This is a genomic window from Calorimonas adulescens (genome assembly GCF_008274215.1).
GTDB classification, from domain to species: Bacteria; Bacillota; Thermoanaerobacteria; order Thermoanaerobacterales; family UBA4877; genus Calorimonas; species Calorimonas adulescens.
Genome location: NZ_VTPS01000011.1, coordinates 41,718 through 68,284, shown reverse-complemented (window position 1 = coordinate 68,284; position 26,567 = coordinate 41,718). Strand labels below are relative to the sequence as shown.

The window sequence follows — 26,567 nt, the reverse complement described above, 5'->3', positions numbered from 1 at the left end:
TACTGAAAAGGGTGATCCAATGATTAAAAAAAATATAACATATGTATTAATAGGATTTACAATTATTATAGTATTGGCCATATCCCCAAAGACGAGAAATATTTGTACGGAGATTTTAAGCAATTTAAGAACAAATGATTATCGGACTAATTACATATCACCTGATTATTTCGATAAAATAAAGTTAAAATTATACGAAGAGGGAAATAGAGAAATTAATCTTAAACAATTAGGATATTTAAAAGTAAATAAAGATGATAAAGAAAGACACTATGAGTATAAAATTAACGAATTATATAAGCTGAAATCCGATGCAGATTATAATTTCAAAACACCACAAGAAAGTAACATTCTGAATGATTTAAAAAATATAGATAGTACTATTATTGGTAGCCAATCAATTGAATTTAATTTAAATATAGATGCTATTAATAATTTTATGAAGACATATAAAAGCAATAATGTATTTCCAGAGAGCTTAAATGGTAAAAACTTCAGAATAGACTTTTACAAAAAAATATACATTCATATGGATAATAGCAGTGAATTTAATTTTCCAGGTTCAAAAAGATTTAATCTTACAATTGAGAGAATACCCGAAATAAATGTTCCTAATGGAGTCGACACAAACAAAGTTAAATACGCGGTAATAAGTTTACCTTTTTTGCCAGATGATTTAAAAAGTCAAATTTCAGGTACAGTAGACCTTAAAAATTTATTGGAAATACCAGAATCAGCAGAAAGAAAAAAGTTAGATTACACTTCAATTAATAAAAATAAAGGCGTCACAGTATCATACTATTTAAAAGATGCAAATATTTCAAATAAAAACAAAGAAAAAAGAGAAGCATTTGTTCAAATAGCTTGGATTGAAGATGATATTATATACCAAATGGAAGGAATAGGAATATCCGAGAATCAATTAATAAAAATAGCAGAATCAATGAAATAATTACATGATTAAGTCTAATCCTATGTAATTATCTCTGCCAAATTTATTATCAAAAAGTGATCGCGTCAAGTATTTTTAGGTTATTAAAGACCCCACCATAATGAATTATTATAGGAAAATGTTTGGGGCCTCTTGATAGCCTTTCTGATAGTATGTGACTTCCATGGCTTTCTGCACTGCAGCCTGTTATTTCACCTTGATAGTCTTTGTATGTACATATGCCATCCCGGTTATTATTAATATATATCAGGCATTTGTTTATTGGGTCATTGGGTCCATCCGTCTTTAACTCTTCATGTTCTTGAATGAGTATTTCATTTACTTTTTCTCTGTCTTTTTTAAGTATGGCTCTCCAAAAGTAATTGAATTACAACCACAATTTGATGATGTTCATGTGATATTTCAAGAAGCAACTGAAAAGAAACCAGAAATGTATGTAATAATAGCCGCCTCATATCCTTATCCAGTAGTTGTAACAGTATGCAGGACTATGGATGAAGTTTGGGAATATTGTAATGGTTTCTTAAAAAGGAGGAAGAAGAAATGATTAAAAGAAAATGCTTTATCTGCGGTGCTAATATGGAAGAAAAGACTATATCAACAAAGGCTGGTTGGGGTAAATATACATTAACTATAGATGGGATAAATGCTTATGTGTGCCCTGAATGTGGTGAAATAACATATTCTTATGAGGAAATGCACATGCTCCAAGAGCTTGGAAAGAGTTTATCAAACCTAAGCGAAGAAGAGCGGCCTGATGTACTAAATGTCTCTGAAGTAGCAGACTTATTAAGGGTAAGTAATCAGACAGTTTATAATATGATAAAAGATGGACGTTTAAAAGCAGTGAAAGTTGGCCGAGAATGGAAATTTATGCGTAAAAACATAGAAAGTATTTTAGACCAAGAAACTAAATTAGCTGCACGAAATAATACCGGCCAATTATCCGAACACGATTTTGAAATAATAAAAAAGCATATTTCAAATATGTGAGGTGTGATAAATGTATGAAATAAAGAAAGCAGTTTGCATTCAAACCTCGCAAACCGCTAATTTACTGGATTTTTATGGTCGGGGCAACAGGACTTGAACCTGCGACCTCATGGTCCCGAACCATGCGCGCTACCACCTGCGCTATGCCCCGACTGACGAATTATATTTTAACATATATCGTTAATTTTATCAATAGAATGTTAGCAGTCGAGATCAGCAAAGTCTGCAAGCCGTGTGCCCTTGCTATTTGAGATTGTAAGTTCTTTCCCCGAGGCATCAAAGCTTGTTTTTGCCCCCAGTTGTTCTGCTAAAAATCTGGCTGACACATATACATAGTCCCCAAATTTAAATGGTTCAACATCCATGTTTATTTCTTTCCCGTCAACTACTGCCACCTTTGCGCCTATCTGCACTATGCCGTTCATACGTGTAAACCCTCTGTCCAGTTTGATTTTGATTTCTTTGGACCTGGATGGAAGAGAGGCACCATAATTAAAAGTGAACATACCATAACCGTATGCATCGTCTTTACCTTTGGGGCCCAAGTCTTCTGTGTGCATGATAAGATAGTTCCTCATCTCTTCCGGTGTCATTTTTCTCCCCATAATCCTCTTACAATCTGAGAGAACCAGCGCTATGGCACCAGATATGTGTGGAGTTGCCATAGAAGTTCCGGAAAGGTAGACATATTTCCCATTGATGTATGTTGAATATATGTCTACACCCGGACCTGCCACATCCACCTCTGGCCCTTTGCTGGAAAATGGCGCTATAATCTTCTTTGCATCCACTGCAGCTACAGCTATTGTTTCAGGATACCTGGCCGGATAGTCCACGGTATCAGCATCGATATTTTCATCTCCCTCATTACCCGCTGCTGCAACAAGTATAGCACCCTTTTTATATGCGAATCTTAGTGCCTGCCTTACTATCGGGCTCGGGTTTTGAGACCCAAAACTCATGGATATTATCTCAGCACCATTCTCCACTGCCCAAGCAATACCATCTGCCACGTCCTGGTCTTGCCCTTCGCCTTCTTTATCCAGTACCTTCACTGCCAATAGATTTGACTTGGGAGCAACTCCAGAAACTTTTATTCCAGAGGCTGCTATTATACCAGATACGTGGGTCCCATGTCCATTGTCGTCCATAAAGTCTCCTTTACCGGTGAAGTCTTTGCCTCCTATAATCCTATCCTTAAGTTCCGGGTGTTTATAATCTATGCCGGTATCTATTACTGCAACAACGGTATTTTCTCCATGTGTCCTGTTCCACATGACATCTGCCCCAATGAGTGTCAAGCCATAAGACATATACCCTTCCGGCACATTTTCTGTAACAAAAACAATCCTTGGCGTCTTTGGAATTCTAAAGGTCATCGTGATCCCCCCTGTTCATATATTATTAATATGATTCAACAGGGGCTGCTGACACCTATTCCTCCTGTATTAGTTTTAAATAGAGCTTATTTTTGTCCCATTTGACGTTCATTTCCCTTGCTTTCTTTAAAAGAAATCTGTATCTTTCTGATGCAAATTGATACCTTCTTTTAGCCTCTTCCAATTTTTCCTCTGCAAGCTTCATGTCTTTCAAAGCGTCATCGATTTCTAAGAGAAGTTTTTCTCTGTCCATAAAAACACCCCTTCAGGATAACTTTATATAAAGTTATTCTAAAGGGGCTTATCCAAATTACATCTTTCTTAAAATCTTACGTACCTCTCCAATAAGGTAAAGAGAACCACATATGAGAACAAGGTCATCTTTATCTGCTAATCCAATGCCTTTTTCCACAGCTTTTTTAATATCATCTTCGCAATATGTCTTTAGTCCCGGCATATTGCTCATGACCATAATATTAAGTTCATGCGCTGAAAGAGCACGCGGGCTGTTGGGCTTTGTAAGCACTGCTGCATCCGCAACAGGCAAAAGTGTTCTTAATATCCCATCCACATCCTTATCCTTAAGTATGCCCATAATCAGAATCAGCTTTTTATAGTCAAATATATCTTCTATGGCTTTACGCAATGCGAGAGCTCCCTGTGGATTATGGGCACCATCAATTACAATATATGGATTTTCCTTCATTACCTCCAACCGGCCTGGCCATCTGGCATTTTCCAGGCCCTTCTTTATTGCCTTCTCATCAATGTTCACGCTGTACCCCTGAAGGTTTCTGATAGCTTCTATGGCTGTGGCAGCATTGAGTAGCTGATGTTCACCCAGAAGCTTTATCCTGAGGTCCTTTAATTCCCCATAGTCAAAGATCTGACCATGCGGTGATGCGTCTCTCAAGCTTATATTATTAAGAGCAGTAACAGTAAGGGATGCATCCTCCTCTTTGCACCTCACCTTAATGACATCCAACACCTCAGGTTCTTGAGGATATGATACCACCCTTATCCCTTTTTTTATGATACCAGCCTTCTCAAATGCAATCTTGGGCAACGTATCACCCAGTACATCCATATGGTCGTAACCTATATTGGTTATCACGCCTACAAGGGGTTTTACCACATTGGTTGCATCAAACCTGCCACCAAGTCCAACCTCCACTACGGCAAAGTCCACACCTTGTTCTTCAAAATATTTAAACCCTATGGCCGTCACCACCTCAAACTCCGTTGGATGACTGAAGCCATTTTGAACCATCTCATCTATGATTGCCTTAACCTGCGTGGCAAGCCTGGCAAGATCTTCATTTGATATGTTTACTCCATTTATCTGTATCCTCTCATTGAACTCCTCAAGATAAGGGGATATATAAAGTCCTACCCTGTACCCTGCCTCTTTTAAAATCGAGGCAGTCATCGCACATACAGAACCTTTCCCATTGGTCCCCGCCACATGAATTATCTTATAACTATCCTGCGGGTTCCCCATAGCCTCAGTAAGTCTCTTTATATTGTCAAGACCAAGCTTCATACCAAACCTGTTTACTGAATGTATCCACTCAATAGTTTCTCTGTAATCCATATCCTCTCTTTACAGAAAAAGGCCCATCTCAACCTCATCCACATAGGTGTCCCCTATCTTAAACTGGGCCTTCCTCCTCCCCTCCTCTCTAAAGCCGCATTTTTTATAAAGGTGTATTGCTCTTTCATTGGAGCTAAAAACGCTCAGACAAAGTTTCATATACCCCCTACACCTTGCCCAGTCTATAGCATAATTCATCATCTTATAACCCAGTCCCATGTCCCTGTAACCATCCATTATGTTTATGCCAATCTCTCCAACGTGCTGTACCTTTGGGGAACGTCCGCCAAAGTAGACAAAAAGAGTCAAAAAACCAATTATTTTACCACCGCGTTCTGCCACAAGGATGAGCTCTTTGTTCCTGTTCAGCCTTGCAATAAGGCTCCTCTCATCCGCCTCACTATATCCAAACACTTCCGAGACATTGTATGTTTTTTCTCTCCCTACAGCGTTGGCAACATCTATAATCCCTCTTGCATCGGCAGGTACTGCTTCTCTTAATATTATCTCTTCCTGGGAAATTTTTGGCCTTTTTGCGAGAAAGAACATCCTAATGCCCTCCTGGACACCTCTGTGGATACCTCTACCATTCTGTTAGTGTCTTTATCCTTTCCACAAGTTTATTCAGCGTCTCCCGATATTTAACCAGTTTTTGCCTCTCATTTTCCACAACCTGTGGTGGAGCTTTTTTCACAAAGCCCTCATTAGAAAGCATATTTGTAGACCTTTCAATCTCTGACTCTATTTTCTTCTTCTCATTATTCAACTTTTCTATCTCTTTGTCAATATCTATCAAATCAGAAAGTGGTATATAAATCTCCATATCCGTAAGGACCATACTTCTCATTCTCTTGTCTTCAGGTTGTTCCATTACTATATCCACTTCCTGAACATTACCAAGTTTTTTTATGTAATCCAAACCAGACTCTATAGTCTTTAGAACCTTGTCAGTAGCGGGGTGTATTATCGCCTTAATCCTCTTGGCTGGCGGCACATCCTCTTCAGCCCTTATGTTTCTGATACACCTTACAACATCCATCAGTATGTTAAAGCTCTCCTCTTCCTCTTTATATTCCATAGTCTCACTATATTCCGGCCAAGGGGCTATCATTATAGAGTCTCCCTCATGGGGCAGTTGCTGCCAGAGTTCCTCTGTGATAAAGGGCATGAAAGGATGCAGGAGCCTTAAAGTATTGTCTAAAACATACCTCAATACAATTTCACAGGCTCTTTTCTCTTCCACATTGCCACCATACAGTCTCGCTTTTGATGCCTCAATATACCAATCGCAGAATTCGCTCCATATGAAATCGTAAAGTTTAGAGGCGGCCAGGCCTAATTCAAACCTTTCAAGATTGGCGTTCACCTCTTTGATCAGGTTATTCAACCTTGAAAGTATCCATTTGTCCGATAGGTCCAACACGTCATAGGGTATATCTATAACCCTATCTATCTCCATATTGAGAAGGGCAAATCGTGTGGCATTCCAAAGCTTATTGGCAAAATTCCTGCTGGCCTCCACCCTCTCCCATGAAAACCTTATATCATTTCCCGGGGAATTATTTGTAGCTAAGGTAAACCTCAGTGTATCAGCCCCATACCTATCGATCACCTCAATGGGATCTATGCCGTTGCCAAGAGACTTGCTCATCTTCCTACCCTCTGCATCCCTTATAAGCCCATGGATTAAGACATACTCAAAGGGTATATCACCCATTGCCTCAAGACCAGAAAATATCATCCTGGCAACCCAGAAAAATATTATGTCATAGCCTGTAACCAGTACACTGGTGGGATAAAAATACCTGAGATCATCCGTATCATCAGGCCAGCCAAGGGTTGAAAACGGCCACAGACCAGAACTAAACCATGTATCCAAAACATCCTCATCCTGGTGTATGTCTGTGCCACCACAATACTGGCATCTGTCAGGTTCTTCCTCTGCTACGGTTATCTCACCGCAGCTATCGCAGTACCATGCCGGTATGCGGTGTCCCCACCAGAGTTGTCTGGAAATACACCAGTCTTTTATATTCTCCAGCCAATTGTTATAGACTTTTGTAAACCTATCAGGCACAATCTTGACCTTTCCGTCAGCTACAACCTTTAACGCAGGCTCTACCAAAGGTTTCATTTTTACAAACCACTGTTTGGATATAAGTGGTTCTATTACAGTGTCACAGCGGTAGCAGTGTCCCACACTGTGAGTAATTTTCTCTATTTTTTCAAGAAACCCTTGTTCCTTTAGTTCCTCCACCACCTTAGCCCTGGCCTCGTAACGGTCAAGACCTCTGTATTTTCCTGCTTCCTCAGTCATCCTGCCATCCTCGCCTATAACCTGGACCTGTGGCAGGTTGTGTCTTATCCCGCACTCAAAATCATTGGGGTCATGGGCAGGAGTCACCTTTACTGCCCCTGTGCCAAATTCCATATCCACATAGTCATCGGCTATAACAGGTATCTCTCGTCCTACAATAGGCAGGACCAATGTCTTGCCCACAGCATCTTTATACCTTTCGTCTTTGGGGTTTACTGCAACGGCAGTATCTCCAATCATAGTCTCCGGCCTGGTAGTTGCTATCATGACATAGCCGCTGCCATCCTTGAAAGGATATCGGATATACCACAGATGCCCTTCCTCTTCCTTGTGTTCCACCTCAGCATCAGAGAGGGCTGTCTTACAGTCCGGACACCAGTTTATTATCCTGTCTCCCCTATATATAAGACCCTTGTTGTATAGCCTCACAAAGAATCTTTTCACAGCTTTAGAACACTGTTCATCCATGGTAAACCTCTCACGGGACCAGTCACATGATGTCCCCAAACGCTTTAACTGTTCAACAATACGACTGCCATATTTTTCCTTCCACTGCCATGCTCTCCTCAAGAATTCTTCCCTGCCTATCTGTTCCTTGGTAAGACCCTCCTCCTTCAACATTTCCACTATTTTAACCTCAGTAGCGATGCTGGCGTGGTCTGTGCCAGGCACCCACAGGGTGGGTATACCCTGCATCCTCTTCCATCTTATAAGTATGTCCTGCATTGTGTTGTCCAGTGCATGACCCAAGTGCAGCTGTCCTGTTATATTGGGTGGAGGCATGACTATGGTGAAGGGCTTTTTGTTTTTATCTATTCTGGGTTTGAAATATCCTTTTTCTACCCAGTCCTTGTATATCCTTTCTTCAAACTCCCTTGGATTATATGTCTTTGGAAGTTCCATGTCTTTCCCTCCTTAAAAGATTGTATAATTAAAGGCCCCTCATCACTAAAGGACGGGGGGCCGCTGTACCACCTTAATTCCCTGTATAAGGGCAATCATTCATATAACGGAATACCCGGCCAGGCCTACTGTTGTTTCAGCCTGACAGCTCCAAAGCTACCTTCACCGGTCTGACTTAGACAGGCTCACAGCCCATGACCCATCCTCTCTGAAAGCCAGGCTCCTGGTTACTCCTCTTCTTCATTGCTTTTACATATTATGTTAAAAAGTAATAAGCATACATATCAATAATATTCCAGCACCTGACACCTGTTCAATATGTTCTAATACCCCTACATGAGTCAGGTTCGACGTATCATCATTAACCGTTCATCACCTTTTAAGAATCATAAACTCACTGCAGAAACCCATTTGGATGCTATATGACATGCCCTGAAAACTGTTTTATCAGGATATCAATATTAGCTTATATCTTATAATAAAATTTTAATACTGTCAACACATATTAAAGCACTTACACCTTTTCCTTAAAAAATATCCTTCCGTAAGAAAAAAGAGCCACTATAGATAAGGCTACAGTCAGAATGAGGCCATAAAGTCCAATAGTCCTATCAACATACGAACCCAACACCGCAGCATATGTGGACGCAGTAGCTACCTTTCCAAAAATATTAGCAGGTATCACCACGCCCTTATTCCATAAAAAAAGACCCCCGGCTACCATTATCATCTCTTTGACAGCTAATATACCAGGTATCCAGTATGGAATGATTTCCTTCATCGCAAGGGTAAAGAGCACGCTCAATGCCAGAACCTTATCGGCCAGCGGGTCCAACACAGTGCCAAGCTTTGTTCTGACGTTGTACTTTCTGGCTATAAAGCCATCTAAAATATCAGTGAGGGCGGCCAAACCAAAGATGATATAACCCATCAAGGTCTGATCCCGCAAAAACAACCATATTATTGTTGGTGAAAGAATCAACCTCATTGTAGAAAGCAAATTGGGGATGTTCATTATTTTTCCTCCTATGATCCAGCAATTTCTATTATATCATAGTCATGTTAAAAAATTAATCAAAAATTAACTTTTTATATGTCAAATTAGTGTTATAATAACATTAAGTAAGGCAGGGATGGTGATCTTTTTATGGATGATATTGGCAAGATCTTAAAAGAGGCAAGGGAGAGTAAACATCTAACATTAGATGATGTTTCAAGGGAAACCCATATATTGACCCGTTATTTAAGCGCCATAGAGGAGGGCAATTACAGTATAGTACCAGATAGGATATATGTAATAGGTATTGTCAGAAAATACGCTGACTTTCTCGGTTTAGACGGCAGCGAGCTGGTAAAAAATTTTATTGACTCAACAAATAAATCCTCAAAAGGTCCTTCCAGACAAAGCGAAAAGGTCTCTCAACATTCTGCTGGTATCAACCTAAGGCCACTTATTACCATAATAACATCAGTGGTCCTTATTGCTGCTTTTGCAATATTCATATATATAAACCCGTATAAAAAATTAAATCTAAACTTGCCTCCTCCCACCGAGCCGCAAAAAGAGCAGCAGCAGGTAGAAAACTCACCACCTGAAATGCCTGAGACCAAAACACCGGAACCTGCCGACAAACTTGTAATAAACCTGAAATTTACTGGTGACTGTTGGATAAGGGCTAGAGATGCTAACGGAAACGTTCTGGTAGAAAAAAAATTCACCAATGGTGAGGAGGTTACATTAGAGGGTACGGAAATCACTTTGCGGTTAGGAGATCCCGGTAATGCCATAATAACTCTAAATGGTCAGGAACTGCCTCCCCTTGGAAAGCCCGGCATGCCGGTAACAAAAAAGTTCACCCTTGAAGACTTAAACAGTCAGGAGCAAAATCCCTGACTGTTTTACATTGCGTATTTTGTGTACTTGTCAGCTACTTTGCTTGCACCGCACGAATCCGGTTTCACCTTTGCCATATAACCAGAACCAATGACAAGATTAACAACCTCTTTTATTATTTCTTTCGTCTTACCATTGTTACCCACGTCCATATGAATTTCTACGTCAAGGTTATTCATTCCGTTTATATCCAGCCTCTCTACAAGCATATTTGCCATTTCTAGACTAAAGCTGGTCTCCATAAAAATTCGCTGCTTTAAAGATGGAATCCTCTTATTAAAAAACCTTCTGTAATAGAACCTTCCACCCTTACCATTACGGTAAATTATGATTGCAGTTACAAAACATACCATTCGTCCAAGTTGTGAATCGGTACCTATCATAAGGGTATACTTGCTTTTTGTGTCCTCGGCCATAAACTCAATAATATCCCTGCTCATGCTATCAAGATCCATCTTACCCTTGGTCGGATTGATAAAGTTCAATGGAGTCATCTCCTTTTCTAAGTTAATATTATATCATAAACTTTAAATTTGTATTAAGAAAATATTAAGTTTGCGTTAAAGATTGATTATATACCATATTATCACCAAAATCTATGCCATGAATATAATATGACTGAAAGATTCTTATCGGGAGGTGTAAAATGTGCGGACTTTAAAATTTCTGCTTATATGTGCCCTTGCGTTTATTATGACTTTTTCTGCCTTGGGATGCTCAGCACAGCCAAAACTTGTAAAATTGAACTACATAGAGACGGTGCGTTCCATATTCTATGCGCCTGTCTATGTAGCCATAAACAAAGGCTTCTTTAAGGAACAGGGTATAGATATAAATCTTACAACGGCCCAGGGCTCTGATAAGGCCATGACCGCAATATTATCCGGAACTGCAGACTTTGGTCTTCAAGGACCTGAAACTACAGTATATGTGTACAGCCAGGGGAGAGAAGACTACGCTGTCAACTTTGCACAGGTCACTAAGAGGGATGGTTCCTTTCTTGTCGGCAGGAAGGCGGAACCAGATTTTAAATGGGAAAATTTAAATGGTAAGACGATTATAGGTGGAAGACCTGGTGGAATGCCAGAAATGGTTTTAGAATGGGTACTGAAATCTCATGGCCTGATACCAGGTAAGGACGTAAACGTGATAACCAACCTTCAGTTTACCGCTACAGCCGGTGCTTTTCAAAGCCAGCCCGATGTTGACTACGTAGCACTCTTTGAGCCTACAGCCAGTATGATGGAAAAGATCGGTGAGGGTAAGATTGTTGCGTCTTTGGGTGTCGCTGGTGGTGAGGTGCCGTATACTACCTTTGCCGCAAAAAAGAGTTATATTGAACAGCATCCCGATATAATCCAAAAGGTGACAAACGCCCTTTATAAGGGGCAGCTCTGGGTAAGAGACCACTCATCAAGAGAAATTGCTGAGGCCATAATACAGTTTTTCCCCGATGCGGATATCGACCTTGTAGAAACAGTTGTAACCAGATATAAGGAACAAGATACCTGGCCATATACCCCGGTAGTCAGTAAAGAGGGCCTGGACCATCTTCAGGATTTCATCATTTCTTCAGGGGAACTAAAGAGTGGCAAGATAGATTCAAGTAAAATCATTGATAATACGTTTGCTGAAAATGCTGTTGAGACTATAAAGTAACTGCCTTTAGGGGTTGACCCTAAAGGCAGTTACTTAGAAAGGGGCAGATATATGGACGATGTTATTGTCAGCATGAAAAACACATCAATGAGTTATCATACTATTGATGGAGAAACAAAGGCTATAGACAGGGTTACATTTGAAGTAAAAAGAGGAGAACTGTTTGGAATAGTGGGACCGAGTGGATGTGGCAAATCTACAATTCTCTCATTGATTTCTGGACTCTTAAAACCATCCTCGGGGAAAATATATGTGGGTGGAAAGGTAAGCTACATGTTGCAAAAGGATTATCTTTTGGCCTGGAGGACAATTACGCAAAATGCACTTCTTGGACTTGAAATTCAGAAAAAACTCACACCTGAGAACAGGGAAAATGTGGTAAATATGCTGAAAAAATATGGCCTTAGTGATTTTTTAAATCACTATCCCGGCCAATTGTCCGGAGGGATGAGGCAGAGGGTCGCTCTTATACGTACCTTGGCAGTTGGCCCAGATATTTTATTGCTTGATGAACCATTCTCAGCATTAGATTATCAGACAAGGCTCGCCATTGCAGATGAGGTTTGGAGAATAATAAAACAGGAAAAGAAGACCGCCCTTTTCGTAACCCACGATATTTCTGAGGCTATATCAATGTCTGACAGTATCCTGGTCCTCTCAAAAAGGCCTGGCCGCCCCATCAATATTCATAAGATAGTCACCTCAGGAGAGCAGGGGCCGCTAAACCGCAGAAATGCACCGGAGTTTAGAAAATACTTCAACGAAATATGGAGGGAGCTGGATGTACATGTATGATGTTGAACTGTCAAAAAACATATCTAAAGAACATGAGGAATATCTTAAAAAGGTGCGTCAGATAAACATGTCTATAAGGATGACACAGATAATTATTCTGATTGCCTTCTTTGGCCTGTGGGAAATAGCTGGAGACCTAAAATGGGTCGATCCATTCATATTGAGCCAGCCATCACGCATGGTGAGTACTTTTATACAGCTATTGAGCACTGGAAACCTTCTGTACCACATATATGTTACGATGTATGAGACCATTGCAGGCTTTTTGCTGGGCACTGTTATAGGGACAGCCATTGCTGTCATCCTGTGGTGGTCCGACTATATATGCCGTGTACTTGACCCATACCTCGTGGTATTAAACAGTCTGCCAAAGACAGCCCTTGGCCCGATATTCATTGTATGGATGGGCAACGGCCAGGCCGCAATAATAACCATGGCCTTAGCCATATCATTGATAGTGACAATCATCAGCGTGCTCAATGGTTTTAAAGAAGTCGACGATGACGAGATTAAGCTGTTAAAGACTTTTGGAGCAAGCCGCTTTCAGATACTGCAAAAAGTGGTATTACCGTCCAGCATACCCACTATAATATCTGCTCTAAAGATAAATATAGGTCTCTCTTGGGTAGGGGTAATTACGGGTGAATTTCTTGTATCAAAAGCCGGGCTTGGCTTTTTGATCGTCTACGGAGGCCAGATATTTAAACTGGATATGGTGATGACTGGTGTTCTCATACTTTCCATCTTGGCAGCCTTTATGTATATAGGTGTATCCTATCTTGAAAAATATTTTTTACGCTGGAAAATTTCTTGACATATTGAGGATATAAAATAAAATAGAATTAATAGACTTCCAGGAGTGATATACAAATGAAAAAAAATTATTTCGCAGATTTTATGCTCATTTTAGTTACAATGATATGGGGAGTTACATTCATAATAATCAAAGATGCTGTAAGTGTCATACCAGCACCTTCTTTCTTAATGTTCCGCTTTTCTATAGCCTCACTGGTCTTTATCATATTTTTCGGCAGGACCATATTGCATACCGACAGGAACACCATTTACCTTGCATTCATTGTGTCAATATTTACGTATTTGGGTTATGTACTGCAGACAATAGGTTTGCAGTACACCACAGCATCAAAGTCTGGATTTATAACGGGTTTTAATGTCGTGCTGACACCAATATTTGAAGCACTGATTATGAAAACAAAACCACAGACATCATCGGTTATAAGCATTGCCCCGGCCATGGCAGGTTTATATCTGCTTACCACAGGCATAAACCTTTCGTTTAACATCGGTGATTTTCTTACCATCCTCTGCGCCATAAGTTTAGCTATCCAGGTGGTACTTATATCCAAGTACGGGGCAAGGGTGAACACATTTCAGTTTGCCATATATCAGGTGTTATTTGTTACAGCTTTTGCCGTTGCAACTGCTTTTATAATTGATAAACCCCAGATACCGTCCTCACCCAAAATCATAGCTGAGCTCGTAATGACAGGGGTGGTTGCCACAGCTTTAACATTTATCCTTCAAAACAGATATCAGGCAATGACATCCCCCACCCATGCATCGGTTATATACATATGTGAACCGGCATTCTCAGCTTTTTTTGCATGGCTTATATTAGGAGAGGCGATGGGGTTTCGCGGGTTAATTGGCGGTATCCTCATAATACTGGGCATGTTTATCTCAGAGCTTCCAATGGCCAGGCCATTTAAAAAACAGGATTATAAACCACAGACCCCTGGGACGTGATGTACTCAATCCTTTTCGACGCTGCATACACAGGAATATACCTATTACCCAGTTTGCGATAATATAAGTTAAATTCTGCAGCTTCAATATACCTCTTTAATATTTCCTCCATGTCAAAACACCCTGTGTCATTAAAACTCGCTGCATCCCACCTGTACTTCAAAGATTCTATATAACCGTCCTTGGACATTACAATCTCAAGGCCATTGTCTTCTACCTCTATACCATTCTCCATCCTCACATAATTAAACCTATAACCCTTTTCAGTCTCGTTCATATGACCTATTGCTTTATTCCCCTTAAGGACAATTTCTTTAAATATCTTATCAGCAACAGTCCGCACACTTTTCGCATCTACTGTCCTGTCAGTTCCATCACTATGTAAGGACGAAAACATGATCGATATTACCTTATTATCCGCAATTGCAATATTTAAATAACTAAATTTTTTGTTCCCAGTTATATAATTTGTGTTTCTTGACCCATTAAACTCCGAATATGTCTTCTGGGTATATGTATATCCATCCTGTTCCAATAGTGCTTCCATTTTATTTAATGTCATATCCGTATCACCCCAGTCTAATGCAGAATTACCTTCTATCTCATACCCCTCATCCTCAAGGTCAATTACCTTCCCAGTGGATGCGTCCACCACAAACTCAGTTGGTTTTAATACCCGTACATATCCGTCTTTCTCTTTAATGTACCATGACTTCAAAACACTGTCATGAATGTTACCGAGGGCATCCTGAAGACTTACAATATTTTTGCTTTCTGCAAAATCCCCATCGCCAAAACTATCACTTAAATAGATTAGTTCACCATTTCTATCAATGGTCAGGTATACACCTTCATCATATACCGGTATCCCATTATATATACGTTGCAGATAGTATATTATACCGTCTTCTAAAACATTCTTCCCTTTCAGTATAAAATTTGGACCTTCAGCATATGCATGTCCATACACCAAAATGCAAACCAACAATACAGTTATAAAGGTTTTGAATCTCATAATTTATCCCTCCTGCCTATATTATTAACATTTTTTTCCTTTAAAATACAGGAGGAAAATAAAAAACGGGTTTAAAATTTAAAAACCCGTTCTAAGACCCTGTTCTTGCCCAGTCCGTTTAATGAGGAAAAAGGGATTATGTCACTCATATCCTCTATATTCAACGTTTCAGCAATCATCTTAAGGTTTTTATTAAGTTCTGCTCTGGTCAATTTATCAGCTTTCGTTGCTATGACGAATGACGAAAGTCCTTTAGAAAGTATCCACTCATGCATCACCACGTCATCTTTTGTAGGCCTGTGTCTTATATCCACTAAAAGAAGGACACCCTTAAGATTGCAGGATTCGCTTAGATAGCCTTCGATAGCTCTGCTCCAACGGTCTCGCTCTTCCTTAGATGCCTTTGCATAACCATATCCCGGCATATCTACAAGGTATAAGGAACCGTTTATTTTATAGAAGTTTATCGTCCCGGTTTTACCCGGTGTTGCGCTTATCTTTGCTACCCTCCTGCCTGCAATAGTGTTTATAAAAGAAGATTTCCCTACATTGGACCTGCCTGCCAGAGCTATCTGAGGGAGCTTATCCTTCGGCATGTCTTCTGTATCAAGGATTGTCTTTACAAGCTGGATATCATTTATCTTCATTTCCTGCTCACCACTGATAACTTTATTACCTCATCCATGGTCTTTACAAAATAGAAGGTGATATCCTTTCTCACACTGGCTGGTATGTCTTCTAAGTCCTTCTTGTTTTCAAATGGCAAGATTACTCTTTTAATGCCGGCGCGGTGTGCCGCCAATACTTTTTCCTTTACACCACCTATGGGTAGTATCCTGCCTGTCAGAGTTATCTCACCCGTCATCGCTATATCTTTGCTTACCGGCTTTTTTGTTAATGCTGATATCATCGCTGTTGTCATGCTTATACCAGCCGAGGGCCCATCCTTTGGTATAGCTCCTTCCGGTACATGGATATGAATATCCACGTTCTTATAAAAATCACTGGGCAACCCAAGTTCTTCACACTTGGAGCGGATATAGCTTAGCCCCGCCTGGGCTGACTCTTTCATAACATCACCAAGCTGCCCGGTAAGTATAAGGTTTCCCTTGCCGGGCATTATGATTGTCTCAATGGATAGGGTATCTCCGCCAGCTGTAGTATAAGCCAGTCCTCTTACCACACCCACCCTGTCCATCTCATCCATCTTTTCATATTTAAATTGTGGCACACCCAGATATGTCTCTATATTTTGTGCCGTAACACGTATACTTTTCACCGATTCCTCCACAATCTTCCTGGCTACCTTTCTAAGTACTGCAGCAATAGTCCTCTCTAAGTTCCTCACGCCTGCTTCTCTCGTATATTCATTAATTATTCTTCTTACAGCACCCTCAGTAAAGTTTATCTGATCCTTTTTCAAACCATTGGCTTCCAGTTGTTTTGGAAGCAGATATCTCAAGGCTATTTGTACCTTCTCCTCATCCGTATAACCAGGAATGGATATTACCTCCATCCTATCTAACAGAGGAGATGGAATGGTGTCAATAGTATTTGCAGTGGTTATAAAAAGTACATTAGAAAGGTCAAATGGCAACTCCAGATAATGGTCTCTAAAGTTAGAGTTCTGTTCAGGGTCCAACACCTCTAAGAGAGCAGAAGCCGGATCCCCTCTGAAATCCGTCCCAAGCTTATCTATCTCATCCAGGAGAAAAACAGGATTATTCGAGCCTGCAAGCTTAAGACCATTTATTATCCTACCAGGGAGGGCGCCTACGTATGTCCTCCTGTGACCTCTTATTTCAGCCTCATCCCTTATACCGCCAAGAGACATCCTAACAAACTTTCTATTCATGGCTCTTGCTATGGACATGCCCAGGGAAGTTTTACCAACTCCTGGAGGACCGACAAAACATAGTATAGGACCCTTCATATGGTTTGTAAGTTTCCTTACTGCCAGAAACTCCAGTATCCTGTCTTTGACTTTAGCAAGTCCATAATGGTCTTTATCCAGTATTTTTTTCGCTTCTTTTATGTCCAATCTGTCCGTCGTGCTTATCGACCACGGCAGGTCAAGTATCCAATCAAGATAAGTCCTTATAACCGGGGCTTCTGGAGAACCATAGGACATTTTCTCCAATCTTCCAAGTTCTTTAAATGCCTTTTCCTTCACTTCGTCAGGCAGGACGATAGACTCCAGCTTCTCTCTGTATTCATCTATCTCGTCCCTCTCCTCGGGTTCTTCACCAAGTTCCTGTTTTATTGCCCTGAGCTGCTCCCTCAGGTAGTAGTCTCTCTGTACCTTGTCAATGCTGCTTTTAACCTCATCATTGATCTTCTTCTCCATCTCAAGAATATCCAATTCCCTGGTAAGAATCCTCAGTATTTCTTCCAGCCTTTCCTTAACGTCAGACATCTCCAAAAGCCTCTGCTGGTCTTCAGCCTTTATATTGAGGTTTGAGGCTACCATATCGCTGAACCTGTATGGATCTTCAATTGAGTACAGGCTGAATACCGTATAAGGAGCTATATGGTTGAGGTATTCCTGATATGTCTCAAAATTTTTCAGAATACTCCTCATCAATGCTTCCATCTCTTTATCTTTCTCTCTATGGACTTCAACAATATTTTCTATTTCACCTTCAATAAACGGCTCATTCTTTGTAATTGAAACAATTCGTCCCCTATTTACTCCTTCAGCCATTACCCTTACTATATCCCCGGGCAGCTTTAAGACCTGCTTTACTCTGGCTACTGTCCCCACCGTGTAGATGTCCTCTATCCCAGGCTCATCCAGTTCCGGGTCCTTTTGCGCGCATAGGAAAACCTCTTGATTGTTGGCCATTGCTTCATCTAAGGCCATGATTGACTTTTTCCTGCCTACATCAAAATTTATAACAACATATGGAAAGACCACAACCCCTCTTAATGGTATCACAGGTAATCTGTATCTCATATTATCACCACTCTACTTTTTAATTCTTCTTTTTATGATATCTAAAACAACATTTAGTTCGTCCATCCTGAGTATATATGCCATAGCAGCAAAGACTATAACACCTATTATAATGGAACCCCCTGTATGAATCAACTGGTTTAATTTCGACTCTATCCCAAATATTGAACTCAAATAGACATACGAATAATATGCTGCCGCTCCCATAACCAGAGAGGATACGGTTGATTTAATAATTGTCATTAATATTCTGCCCGTTTCAATGCCATTCAGCCGTTTATTTAATATATAAAGCAGGACAACCATATTTAATATACCAGAAAGTGAGAATGAAAATGCTATACCGCCCAATGCAAGGTTAGAATACCTTACAAAGATCAAATTTAATATTACATTGAAAGCTACAGCCATAGCACCAATTATAACCGGTGTGCGGGTGTCCTTAATTGAATAATATCCTCTTGTTATCACCTGAATGGCCGAGTGTGCAAACAAACCCAAGGAATAGAACCCAAGCGCAAAAGCTGTTGCAGCCACATCAGATTCTGTAAAACTTCCGCTCTTAAATAGAAGTCTTACTATTGGTTTACTAAGAACAATAAGACCAACTCCAGATGGTATCGTTATGAAGAATATGCTCCGCAATCCGAGTGATAACGTTGACTTAAAACTTTTATAGTCTGCTATGGATGCCTGTCTTGTCATGGATGGAAAAAAGGCAGTGGATATGGCCATAGCAAATATGCCCAGTGGAAGCTGAAATAGCCTGTTCGCATACCTTAATGCTGTTATGCTGCCCTCAGCCAAGCCTGATGCAATATTTTGGTTTACGACCAGATTTATCTGAGATATGGATAGCCCTATGAGAGCCGGTATCACCAAGGCTATTATCTGTTTAAACCCTTCATTATGGACATCAAGGTTGAACTTAAAAAAGCCTTTGGCATGACGTATTGTAGAAAAAAATTGGGTAAGAACATTGCCAAAAGCCCCGGCCACGACTCCAACGGCCAGGCCATAAACACCAAACCGTGTTCCAAGCATTACAGCCCCTAATATTATCCCAATATTATACACAATAGGCCCAAATGCCGATGCTGTAAACTCCTGATATGAATTGAGTATTCCGGATTCTAAACCGGCTATAGCTGTCATCATAACAGCAGAAAACATTATCCGGGTAAGCCTTATAGTTAATGCCAGAGTCTCACCTCTAAATTTATATGCAACCAGAGGTACAAGGTATGGGGCAAATATAATCCCCAATATTGTAACAACAACAAGAAGGCATAGTACAACACTAATAAATATACTTGCTACTTCCCAACCCTCTTTTTCTCTGTTATTAGCTAAATAAGAAGTAAATACAGGTATGAATCCCGAACTCAGTGCGCCACCGATTAATAAATAGTACATCAGGTCAGGTATGGTAAATGCAGCATAAAATGCATCTGTTACGTAGCTCGTCCCAAATATATTGGCAACTGTAGTCTCCCTTATAAAGCCAAGAATCCTGCTGGCAGTTATGGTCACCATGAGAAGTCCGGCAGCCCTCGTGGCGGTTCTATGTGGTTCTGTGTCCATTTTTATCTCCTTTCTTAAATTTCCCTTGGTATTATATCATAAGCTCAAAAAAATAGCCATGGTCAAACAAACCATGGCGGTTTTTATACAAAACTAAATAATACCAGTGCTCTCTTAAGATACCGATTCTGTCTTTCTTCTTGTCCTCTTGTTAGTCTTTTGTTCAGTAATCACCAGGGTAGGCGGAACACCATCGGTGATGGTCTCTTTTTTAATAATGCATCTTTCCACGTCATCACGCGATGGTATTTCATACATGATACCCATCATCAACTCTTCCATGATAGACCTAAGCCCTCTGGCTCCTGTTCCTCTTGCTAGAGCCCTGTCGGCAATAGCCTCAATAGCTTCCTTCTCAAACTCCAGCTTCACATTATCCATCTCAAACAGTTTCTGATATTGCTTTATCACAGCATTTTTAGGTTCGGTCAGAATCTTTATCATGGCATCCCTGTCTAAAGAATCAAGGGTTACAATTATGGGCACTCTCCCTATAAATTCAGGTATCATTCCGTATTTCAACAGGTCCTGTGGCATTATCTGCTTCAGTATTTCCCCAATCTTTTTATCGTTTTTGCTGTTAACTGCAGCTTCAAATCCAATAGAATTACTGCCTATCCTGTGCTCTATTATTTTCTCAATTCCATCAAAGGCACCGCCGCATATAAACAGGATATTTGTAGTGTCTATCTGTATGAACTCCTGATGGGGGTGCTTACGTCCACCCTGAGGAGGTACATTGGCTATTGTACCCTCAAGAATCTTTAAGAGTGCTTGCTGTACGCCTTCGCCGGAAACATCTCTGGTTATTGATGGGTTTTCTGATTTTCTGGCTATCTTATCGATTTCATCTATATAGACTATACCCTTTTCGGCCCTTTCAACATCATAATCAGCGTTCTGTATCAGCCTTAAGAGTATATTTTCCACATCTTCACCGACATAACCTGCCTCAGTAAGCGTAGTGGCATCTGCTATAGCAAAAGGTACATTTAACATCTTCGCCAGTGTCTGTGCCAAAAGGGTCTTCCCTGACCCTGTTGGCCCAAGCAAAAGTATATTACTCTTCTGCAACTCAATATCATTGTTCTTCGACTTATTGTTTATCCTCTTATAATGATTGTATACAGCCACAGATAATGCAATCTTCGCATTTTCCTGACCTATAACATAGTCATCCAGATACGCCTTGATATCCTTTGGTTTCGGGAGCTCGCTGAGCTCTATGTCTGCATCTTCTTCAAACTCTTCCTCGATTATTTCCTGGCACAATTCTATACATTCATCACATATATATACACCAGGACCCGCAACAAGTCTTTTCACCTGGTCCTGCGTCTTGCCACAAAACGAGCATTTCAGCTGTTTTTGATTTTCATATTTGGCCATTGTTTCACCTCACTTACGCTTGGTTATTATCTCATCTATTATACCATATTCCTTTGCCTCTTCTGCTGTCATAAAGTGATCCCTCTCCGTATCCATCTCAATCTTTTCCAGTGGTTGGCCAGTCCTTTCCGATAATATCTTATTCATCTTCTGCTTAATACGTATAATGTGTTCAGCGTGAATTTTTATGTCAGTGGCCTGGCCCTGCGCACCACCCAAAGGCTGATGAATCAAGATCTCACTGTTCGGTAATGCAAATCTTTTACCTTTTTCACCTGCGGCCAACAAGAATGCACCCATTGATGCAGCCATACCAATGGCAATAGTATTGACGGGAGATTTTATATACTGCATCGTGTCATATATAGCCATACCTGCTGTTATAGACCCTCCCGGGCTGTTTATATAAAGATATATATCTTTATCGGGATCCTCAGACTCCAAGAAGAGAAGCTGAGCAACCACCAGGCTGGCAGTTACATCATTTATCTCCTCACCTAAAAATACAATCCTCTCCCGTAATAACCTTGAAAATATATCATATGACCTTTCACCGCGGTTTGTCTGTTCTATTACTATAGGAACTAAACTCATTTTTCCTCAACCCCTTCTATAATTTTTTCAACTGGCTTTGCATTCTCCACCAGCATATTAATAGTCTTTCTAATCACAAGACTATCCTTTATATACTCCTTGTAATCCTCTGTGATAGACCCTTTGAACTTTTCTTGGTCCTGATATCCCTTGGCAATATTTTCTATTTCTCCCTCAATCTCATCATCGCTGACCTCAATTTTTTCCACCTCTGCAATCTTATCCAGCACCAAAGACGTCTTCACATTGTTATAAGCATCTTGCCGCATGTTGTTCCTGAAATCTTCCCTTGACGTGCCAGTAACCTCAAAATACTTATCCAGAGTTATCCCTTGATATCTAAGATTCATATCCACATTTCTTTCCATTGAGTCCAGCTCTCGCTCAATCATAACATCTGGAATCTCAATGGAAGCATTGTCAACCACCTTCTGAATGACCTTATTAGTAAATTCATTCTTTGCACGATTTTCATTTCCCTCTTGCAGTCTTTTCCTTATATCCGCTCTTAATTCGTCCAAGGTATCAAACTCACTGACATCCTTAGCAAACTCGTCATCCAGCTCAGGAAGTTCTTTATACTTTATTTCTTTTATAGTCACTTTAAACTCGGCTTCCTTACCAGCCAAACTTTCATTGCCATAGTCTTCCGGAAAACGTACCCTTACATCCACTGTCTCATTCTTACTTTTACCTATTAACTGTTCTTCAAATCCCTCAATGAATGCATGAGAACCTATAACAAGGCTATAGTTTTGTGCCTTACCTCCCTCAAAAGGTTCACCGTTAATAAAACCTTCAAAATCTATTAGTACTGTGTCACCTTCCTGAACAGGTCTATCATCTATCGAAACAAGACGAGCATTTCTTTCTCTCATCTTATTTAGCTCGTTCTCTACATCCTCATCTGTTACATTATACTCAATTTTTTCTACTTCTATACCCTTATACTCTCCGAGGTTTACCTCTGGTTTTACAGTAACCTCTGCCCTCAATATTAAATCCTGCCCCTCACCTATCTGTACTATGTCAATTATCGGTTTGTCTATAGGTTCTATATTTGTTGCTTTTATAGCCTCATCATATTTTTCTGGAAAAATAGCATCAATGGCGTCCTCATAGAATATACCCTCTCCATAATATCTCTGAATAATCTTCAATGGCGCCTTGCCCTTTCTAAAACCAGGAATATTAAACTTATAGGCATTCTTCTTATAGGCTTTAGTTATAGCGTCCTGAAATTCATTGGAAGGAATATTAAACTCAATTGTTGCTATGTTCTTCTCTACCTTTTTTAATTCAAACCCCATTCTTATCCTCCTTACAAAATTTGCAGCAGCTCTGCTACAATTATTATACCTCAAAATTGTTATGTACCAAAATCAAAATCAATAATTTTTATAAACACACCAGGTCAATATGTGGACATGGAGTCAACAAAACATATATACCTGACATAAATACAACAAAAGTGATGCATCTGCATCACCCTGAACCCTATATTTGGTGCGGAAGGGGGGATTTGAACCCCCACGAGAGGAATTCCCACTAGACCCTGAATCTAGCGCGTCTGCCAGTTCCGCCACTTCCGCTTCTTTGGTGCGCCATCAGGGACTCGAACCCTGGACACCCTGATTAAGAGTCAGGTGCTCTTCCAGCTGAGCTAATGGCGCATGATTATGGCTGGGATGGCAGGATTCGAACCTGCGAATGCCAGATCCAAATTCTGGAGCCTTACCACTTGGCCACATCCCATTATTTTCAATAATGGAGCGGGTGAAGGGAATCGAACCCTCGCGACCAGCTTGGAGGGCTGGGGCTCTACCATTGAGCTACACCCGCACATATGAACATATTAAACTGGAGCGGATGACGAGACTCGAACTCGCGACACTCGCCATGGCAAGGCGATGCTCTACCAACTGAGCTACATCCGCATGACCTGGTGCGGGAGAAGGGACTTGAACCCCCACGCCCACAGGCACAAGATCCTAAGTCTTGCGCGTCTGCCAGTTCCGCCACTCCCGCAAAGTGGTGACCCATCCGCGACTCGAACGCGGGACACCCTGCTTAAAAGGCAGGTGCTCTGCCACCTGAGCTAATGGGTCATGTATAAATGGGGTGGGTAGTGGGACTCGAACCCACGACCTCCAGGGCCACAACCTGGCGCTCTGACCAGCTGAACTATACCCACCAGGACTGGTGCGCCTGGAGGGAGTCGAACCCCCGACACACGGATTAGAAGTCCGTTGCTCTATCCAACTGAGCTACAGGCGCTTCATCAGTTAGCACCGCTGACATTTTCATATTATAACAGCTGTGTTTTTCTTTGTCAATGGTTTTTTTCCTTAAAATACTTTACTCTGCCATAGCAATAGACTTACTTACAGTCAAAAGCCTTGCATCAATTCTGTTGTCCTCTATGGTCAATATCGCGCAGGATGGACTGGAACCATGCTTCGGCATTGAGGTGCTTCCAGGATTTATAAATATTATATCGCTCTTTCTCAAGATGATAGGAAGGTGGCTATGCCCAAAAAGCGCAATGTCTGCCTCCACCTCTTTTGCCCTCTTATATATATCACTAAAATCATATTTCACATTATATCTATGTCCATGCGTCATGAATATCTTTCTCCCTTCAAGGAGCAATGTCCTTTCCTCAGGTAAATTATCTGTTGAGTCGCAGTTGCCTTTTACTGCAACTACCGGGATATCCCTGAGTATATTTCTTATATCCTCTGCATCACTCACGTTGTCACCAAGATGTAGAATCATGTCCACTTTCCCCATGGTTCTGAGAGCTTCCTCTATCCTGCCCCAGAGCCTATGAGTATCCGAAATTATTCCTATCCTCATTATTTCACCTCGTATAATATCTGCTGCAATAAATCCTTTATAGCCTTTGCCCTATGACTGATACAATTCTTTAATTCTGACGGTATCTCAGCAAAGGTTTTACCCAGTTCCGGTATATAAAGCAACGGGTCATAACCAAAACCATTCTCGCCTCTTGGCTCATCCAGTATGTATCCATTACATTCTCCCCTACCATAGTACACCTTATCCTCATCCTTTATCAACACCACGGTACACACATACCTAGCCCTTCTTTTTGATATAGGTATACCTTTCAGCTCCTCCAGCAATTTTTTATTGTTATCGCTATCCAACGCATTATCACCAGCATACCTTGCTGAAAATATGCCTGGCCTGCCCCCAAGTACTTCAACCTCCAATCCAGAGTCATCCGCCAGGGTAGGCAGTTTCAAGGCATTATATACGGCAATTGCCTTTTTGTAGGCATTTTCATCAAAACTGTTGCCGTCCTCAATAACATGAATGTCAAACCCCGTTTCCTTTAGCGAAACTACTTCTATGCCATATGTGGAAAGGATCTCACGGATTTCCATTAATTTGTTAAAATTATTGGTCGCCGCTATCCATTTCATCCGGTATAACACCTATCTTTTCTGATAAATCTCCAAGCACTTCTCTCTGTATTTCAATAAGCTGCATAACTCCCTTTTCAGCCAATGACATAAGCTCATCCATATCCTGCTTTGAAAATGGACCGCCTTCGCCCGTGCCCTGTACCTCCACATATTCTCCCTTCTCTGTCATCACCACATTCATATCTATAAGCGCTATCGAATCCTCTTCATAACACAGGTCCAGAAGTTTCTCATTATTTACAATACCAACACTGGTCGCAGCAACAAAGTTGGTCAAAGGCAGATACTTCAGCACACCATCCTGAACCATTTTGCCAAAAGCCTGGGCCAATGCAACGAAAGAACCTGTGATTGAGGATGTGCGGGTCCCACCGTCAGCCTGTATCACATCGCAGTCTATCCAGATTGTCCTCTCTCCTAATAAATCCAGGTTCACCACAGAACGAAGAGCACGCCCTATTAACCTCTGTATTTCTTGTGTTCTTCCGCTTATTCGACCCTTTGTAATATCCCTCGGCGTCCTCTGCTGAGTAGACCTTGGTAAAAGGGAATATTCACTGGTTATCCATCCCCTGCCCTTCCCTCTCAAAAATGGCGGTACCTTTTCCTCTATACTTACAGCACAGAGTACCTTAGTGTCACCTACCTCAATATATGCTGAACCCTCTGCATATTTTAAAACATCCAATGTAATACGCACTGGTCTTAACTGGTCGTTCAACCTGTTATCTATCCTTGTCATTATCAACTATCCTCTCTTAGTCCATTTATTTCCTATTAGTAATATCCTTTAAATACCCGCCCCTTATGTCTCGGGTATCCAGCACAGTAATAAATGCGCGACAGTCCTTTTCTTGAAAATACTTATAAATATGCGGCAGGTCTTTTCTGTTCATGGTTATATTTAATACCTCTCTCGGTCCATCCTTGCCCGTACCATCCACCACCGTAACCCCATACCCCATACTTCTCAAGTCTCCAACTATACCATCAGTACATGACGGGATCACCTGGACCATTATGGTGCCCACTGCAATCTTCTCTTCAATCAAACTGCCTATATAGTTACCACTGGCAAAGCCAACTGCATAGGCTATTATGTTGGGAATATTATTAACACTTGACATGACCTTACTGAGGGCAAGAAGATAAACCGTTGCCTCTACGAGCCCGATAGCTGCCGCAATTGTCCTTTTCCCTCTCACCAGCATAAGGGTACGTACCGTGGCACATGATACATCTGTTATTCTGGCAAGGGCAATAAGAACGCAACCCAAAAGTGTCTCCCACATAAATTATTCCCCCTTAATCCCTTACTTAT

26 protein-coding genes, 10 tRNA genes and 1 other annotated feature are annotated in these 26,567 nt (G+C 40.8%); of the genes, 8 read left to right on the top strand and 28 right to left on the bottom strand.

Features of this window, described 5'->3' with window-relative positions:
* Window positions 1-19: 19 nt before the first annotated feature.
* From FWJ32_RS08340 to FWJ32_RS08330, 3 genes are all read left to right on the top strand, one after another.
* Window positions 20-952 carry a hypothetical protein gene (locus tag FWJ32_RS08340; RefSeq protein ID WP_203227637.1) on the top strand — a complete coding sequence of 311 codons (933 nt, stop codon included), beginning with the start codon at window positions 20-22 and terminating at the stop codon, window positions 950-952.
* 394 nt (window positions 953-1,346) lie between these two features.
* Window positions 1,347-1,499 (top strand): hypothetical protein, encoded by a 153-nt coding sequence (locus tag FWJ32_RS08335; protein WP_238988832.1) that lies wholly within the window; start codon window positions 1,347-1,349, stop codon window positions 1,497-1,499.
* Window positions 1,496-1,945 carry a helix-turn-helix domain-containing protein gene (locus tag FWJ32_RS08330; RefSeq protein WP_238988831.1) on the top strand — a complete coding sequence of 150 codons (450 nt, stop codon included), beginning with the start codon at window positions 1,496-1,498 and terminating at the stop codon, window positions 1,943-1,945. The genes FWJ32_RS08335 and FWJ32_RS08330 overlap by 4 nt, the downstream gene beginning before the upstream one ends.
* A 75-nt stretch (window positions 1,946-2,020) precedes the next feature.
* Here FWJ32_RS08330 and FWJ32_RS08325 read toward each other — a convergent pair.
* The 7 genes from FWJ32_RS08325 to FWJ32_RS08295 all read right to left on the bottom strand — a co-directional run bounded on the left by FWJ32_RS08325 (window position 2,021) and on the right by FWJ32_RS08295 (window position 9,153).
* Window positions 2,021-2,096 (bottom strand) — tRNA-Pro (locus FWJ32_RS08325).
* Window positions 2,097-2,145: 49 nt separating this feature from the next.
* On the bottom strand, window positions 2,146-3,324 hold the full coding sequence (locus tag FWJ32_RS08320; RefSeq protein ID WP_149545493.1) for a S8 family serine peptidase: 1,179 nt from the start codon (window positions 3,322-3,324) through the stop codon (window positions 2,146-2,148).
* Between the two features lie 55 nt (window positions 3,325-3,379).
* Window positions 3,380-3,577 (bottom strand): hypothetical protein, encoded by a 198-nt coding sequence (locus FWJ32_RS08315; RefSeq protein ID WP_149545492.1) that lies wholly within the window; start codon window positions 3,575-3,577, stop codon window positions 3,380-3,382.
* Window positions 3,578-3,634: 57 nt separating this feature from the next.
* Complete coding sequence (locus FWJ32_RS08310; protein ID WP_149545491.1) at window positions 3,635-4,918, bottom strand: bifunctional folylpolyglutamate synthase/dihydrofolate synthase; 1,284 nt, start codon at window positions 4,916-4,918, stop codon at window positions 3,635-3,637.
* Between the two features lie 9 nt (window positions 4,919-4,927).
* A complete protein-coding gene (locus tag FWJ32_RS08305) occupies window positions 4,928-5,467 on the bottom strand; it encodes a GNAT family N-acetyltransferase (protein WP_149545490.1) in 540 nt (179 codons plus the stop codon).
* Between the two features lie 34 nt (window positions 5,468-5,501).
* Complete coding sequence (locus FWJ32_RS08300; RefSeq protein ID WP_149545489.1) at window positions 5,502-8,138, bottom strand: valine--tRNA ligase; 2,637 nt, start codon at window positions 8,136-8,138, stop codon at window positions 5,502-5,504.
* Between the two features lie 45 nt (window positions 8,139-8,183).
* Window positions 8,184-8,391: a binding site (T-box leader), on the bottom strand.
* Between the two features lie 261 nt (window positions 8,392-8,652).
* A complete protein-coding gene (locus FWJ32_RS08295; RefSeq protein ID WP_149545488.1) occupies window positions 8,653-9,153 on the bottom strand; it encodes a CDP-alcohol phosphatidyltransferase family protein in 501 nt (166 codons plus the stop codon).
* 132 nt (window positions 9,154-9,285) lie between these two features.
* Between FWJ32_RS08295 and FWJ32_RS08290 the strand changes: the two genes are divergently transcribed.
* Window positions 9,286-10,032 carry a helix-turn-helix domain-containing protein gene (locus FWJ32_RS08290; protein WP_149545487.1) on the top strand — a complete coding sequence of 249 codons (747 nt, stop codon included), beginning with the start codon at window positions 9,286-9,288 and terminating at the stop codon, window positions 10,030-10,032.
* A 5-nt stretch (window positions 10,033-10,037) separates the two neighbouring features.
* Here FWJ32_RS08290 and FWJ32_RS08285 read toward each other — a convergent pair whose 3' ends face one another.
* The gene (locus FWJ32_RS08285; RefSeq protein ID WP_149545486.1) at window positions 10,038-10,517 is read right to left on the bottom strand and encodes a ribonuclease H-like YkuK family protein; all 480 of its coding nucleotides are present in this window, start codon (window positions 10,515-10,517) and stop codon (window positions 10,038-10,040) included.
* Window positions 10,518-10,725: 208 nt separating this feature from the next.
* Here FWJ32_RS08285 and FWJ32_RS08280 point away from each other — a divergent pair, with 208 nt between their 5' ends.
* The 4 genes from FWJ32_RS08280 to FWJ32_RS08265 are packed head-to-tail and all read left to right on the top strand — an operon-like array spanning window position 10,726 to window position 14,253.
* Window positions 10,726-11,691 carry an ABC transporter substrate-binding protein gene (locus tag FWJ32_RS08280; RefSeq protein ID WP_149545528.1) on the top strand — a complete coding sequence of 322 codons (966 nt, stop codon included), beginning with the start codon at window positions 10,726-10,728 and terminating at the stop codon, window positions 11,689-11,691.
* Between the two features lie 51 nt (window positions 11,692-11,742).
* On the top strand, window positions 11,743-12,486 hold the full coding sequence (locus FWJ32_RS08275; protein ID WP_149545485.1) for an ABC transporter ATP-binding protein: 744 nt from the start codon (window positions 11,743-11,745) through the stop codon (window positions 12,484-12,486).
* A complete protein-coding gene (locus FWJ32_RS08270; RefSeq protein ID WP_420837945.1) occupies window positions 12,473-13,300 on the top strand; it encodes an ABC transporter permease in 828 nt (275 codons plus the stop codon). The genes FWJ32_RS08275 and FWJ32_RS08270 overlap by 14 nt, the downstream gene beginning before the upstream one ends.
* A 56-nt stretch (window positions 13,301-13,356) precedes the next feature.
* On the top strand, window positions 13,357-14,253 hold the full coding sequence (locus tag FWJ32_RS08265) for a DMT family transporter (protein WP_149545484.1): 897 nt from the start codon (window positions 13,357-13,359) through the stop codon (window positions 14,251-14,253).
* On the opposite strand, the gene FWJ32_RS08260 is transcribed toward FWJ32_RS08265, so the two are convergent.
* The 20 genes from FWJ32_RS08260 to FWJ32_RS08165 form a co-directional block, all read right to left on the bottom strand.
* Window positions 14,213-15,268: a YcdB/YcdC domain-containing protein gene (locus FWJ32_RS08260; protein ID WP_149545483.1), complete on the bottom strand. Its 1,056-nt coding sequence runs from the start codon at window positions 15,266-15,268 to the stop codon at window positions 14,213-14,215. The two genes, FWJ32_RS08265 and FWJ32_RS08260, sit on opposite strands and share 41 nt — an antisense overlap.
* Window positions 15,269-15,339: 71 nt before the next feature.
* Window positions 15,340-15,915 carry a ribosome biogenesis GTP-binding protein YihA/YsxC gene (gene yihA, locus FWJ32_RS08255; RefSeq protein ID WP_149545482.1) on the bottom strand — a complete coding sequence of 192 codons (576 nt, stop codon included), beginning with the start codon at window positions 15,913-15,915 and terminating at the stop codon, window positions 15,340-15,342.
* Entirely contained in the window at window positions 15,912-18,224 is a 2,313-nt protein-coding gene (gene lon / locus FWJ32_RS08250; protein ID WP_149545481.1) for an endopeptidase La, read from the bottom strand. Before lon ends, yihA begins: the two co-directional genes overlap by 4 nt.
* Window positions 18,225-18,236: 12 nt before the next feature.
* Entirely contained in the window at window positions 18,237-19,808 is a 1,572-nt protein-coding gene (murJ, locus tag FWJ32_RS08245; RefSeq protein ID WP_149545480.1) for a murein biosynthesis integral membrane protein MurJ, read from the bottom strand.
* Between the two features lie 114 nt (window positions 19,809-19,922).
* Window positions 19,923-21,197, bottom strand: a complete 1,275-nt coding sequence (clpX, locus tag FWJ32_RS08240; RefSeq protein WP_149545479.1) for an ATP-dependent Clp protease ATP-binding subunit ClpX — start codon at window positions 21,195-21,197, stop codon at window positions 19,923-19,925.
* Between the two features lie 9 nt (window positions 21,198-21,206).
* Window positions 21,207-21,791, bottom strand: a complete 585-nt coding sequence (gene clpP / locus FWJ32_RS08235) for an ATP-dependent Clp endopeptidase proteolytic subunit ClpP (RefSeq protein WP_149545478.1) — start codon at window positions 21,789-21,791, stop codon at window positions 21,207-21,209.
* The gene (gene tig / locus FWJ32_RS08230; RefSeq protein ID WP_149545477.1) at window positions 21,788-23,101 is read right to left on the bottom strand and encodes a trigger factor; all 1,314 of its coding nucleotides are present in this window, start codon (window positions 23,099-23,101) and stop codon (window positions 21,788-21,790) included. The genes clpP and tig overlap by 4 nt, the downstream gene beginning before the upstream one ends.
* A gap of 194 nt (window positions 23,102-23,295) precedes the next feature.
* A tRNA-Leu gene (locus tag FWJ32_RS08225) sits at window positions 23,296-23,383 on the bottom strand.
* A 5-nt stretch (window positions 23,384-23,388) separates the two neighbouring features.
* Window positions 23,389-23,464 (bottom strand) — tRNA-Lys (locus FWJ32_RS08220).
* A 7-nt stretch (window positions 23,465-23,471) separates the two neighbouring features.
* Window positions 23,472-23,546 (bottom strand) — tRNA-Gln (locus tag FWJ32_RS08215).
* Window positions 23,547-23,559: 13 nt separating this feature from the next.
* Window positions 23,560-23,633, bottom strand: a tRNA-Gly gene (locus tag FWJ32_RS08210).
* A 19-nt stretch (window positions 23,634-23,652) separates the two neighbouring features.
* Window positions 23,653-23,728 (bottom strand) — tRNA-Gly (locus FWJ32_RS08205).
* Between the two features lie 6 nt (window positions 23,729-23,734).
* Window positions 23,735-23,819 (bottom strand) — tRNA-Leu (locus FWJ32_RS08200).
* Window positions 23,820-23,823: 4 nt separating this feature from the next.
* Window positions 23,824-23,899: transfer RNA gene (locus tag FWJ32_RS08195), tRNA-Lys, on the bottom strand.
* Between the two features lie 9 nt (window positions 23,900-23,908).
* Window positions 23,909-23,985: transfer RNA gene (locus tag FWJ32_RS08190), tRNA-His, on the bottom strand.
* Between the two features lie 6 nt (window positions 23,986-23,991).
* A tRNA-Arg gene (locus FWJ32_RS08185) sits at window positions 23,992-24,068 on the bottom strand.
* 81 nt (window positions 24,069-24,149) lie between these two features.
* The gene (locus FWJ32_RS08180) at window positions 24,150-24,650 is read right to left on the bottom strand and encodes a metallophosphoesterase family protein (protein WP_149545476.1); all 501 of its coding nucleotides are present in this window, start codon (window positions 24,648-24,650) and stop codon (window positions 24,150-24,152) included.
* Window positions 24,650-25,243, bottom strand: a complete 594-nt coding sequence (locus tag FWJ32_RS08175; RefSeq protein ID WP_149545475.1) for an XTP/dITP diphosphatase — start codon at window positions 25,241-25,243, stop codon at window positions 24,650-24,652. Before FWJ32_RS08175 ends, FWJ32_RS08180 begins: the two co-directional genes overlap by 1 nt.
* Window positions 25,218-25,988, bottom strand: coding sequence for a ribonuclease PH (rph, locus tag FWJ32_RS08170; RefSeq protein ID WP_149545474.1), 771 nt, complete (start codon window positions 25,986-25,988; stop codon window positions 25,218-25,220). Before rph ends, FWJ32_RS08175 begins: the two co-directional genes overlap by 26 nt.
* Before the next feature lie 25 nt (window positions 25,989-26,013).
* Window positions 26,014-26,538 carry a DUF2179 domain-containing protein gene (locus FWJ32_RS08165; RefSeq protein ID WP_149545473.1) on the bottom strand — a complete coding sequence of 175 codons (525 nt, stop codon included), beginning with the start codon at window positions 26,536-26,538 and terminating at the stop codon, window positions 26,014-26,016.
* Between the last annotated feature and the right edge of the window lie 29 nt (window positions 26,539-26,567).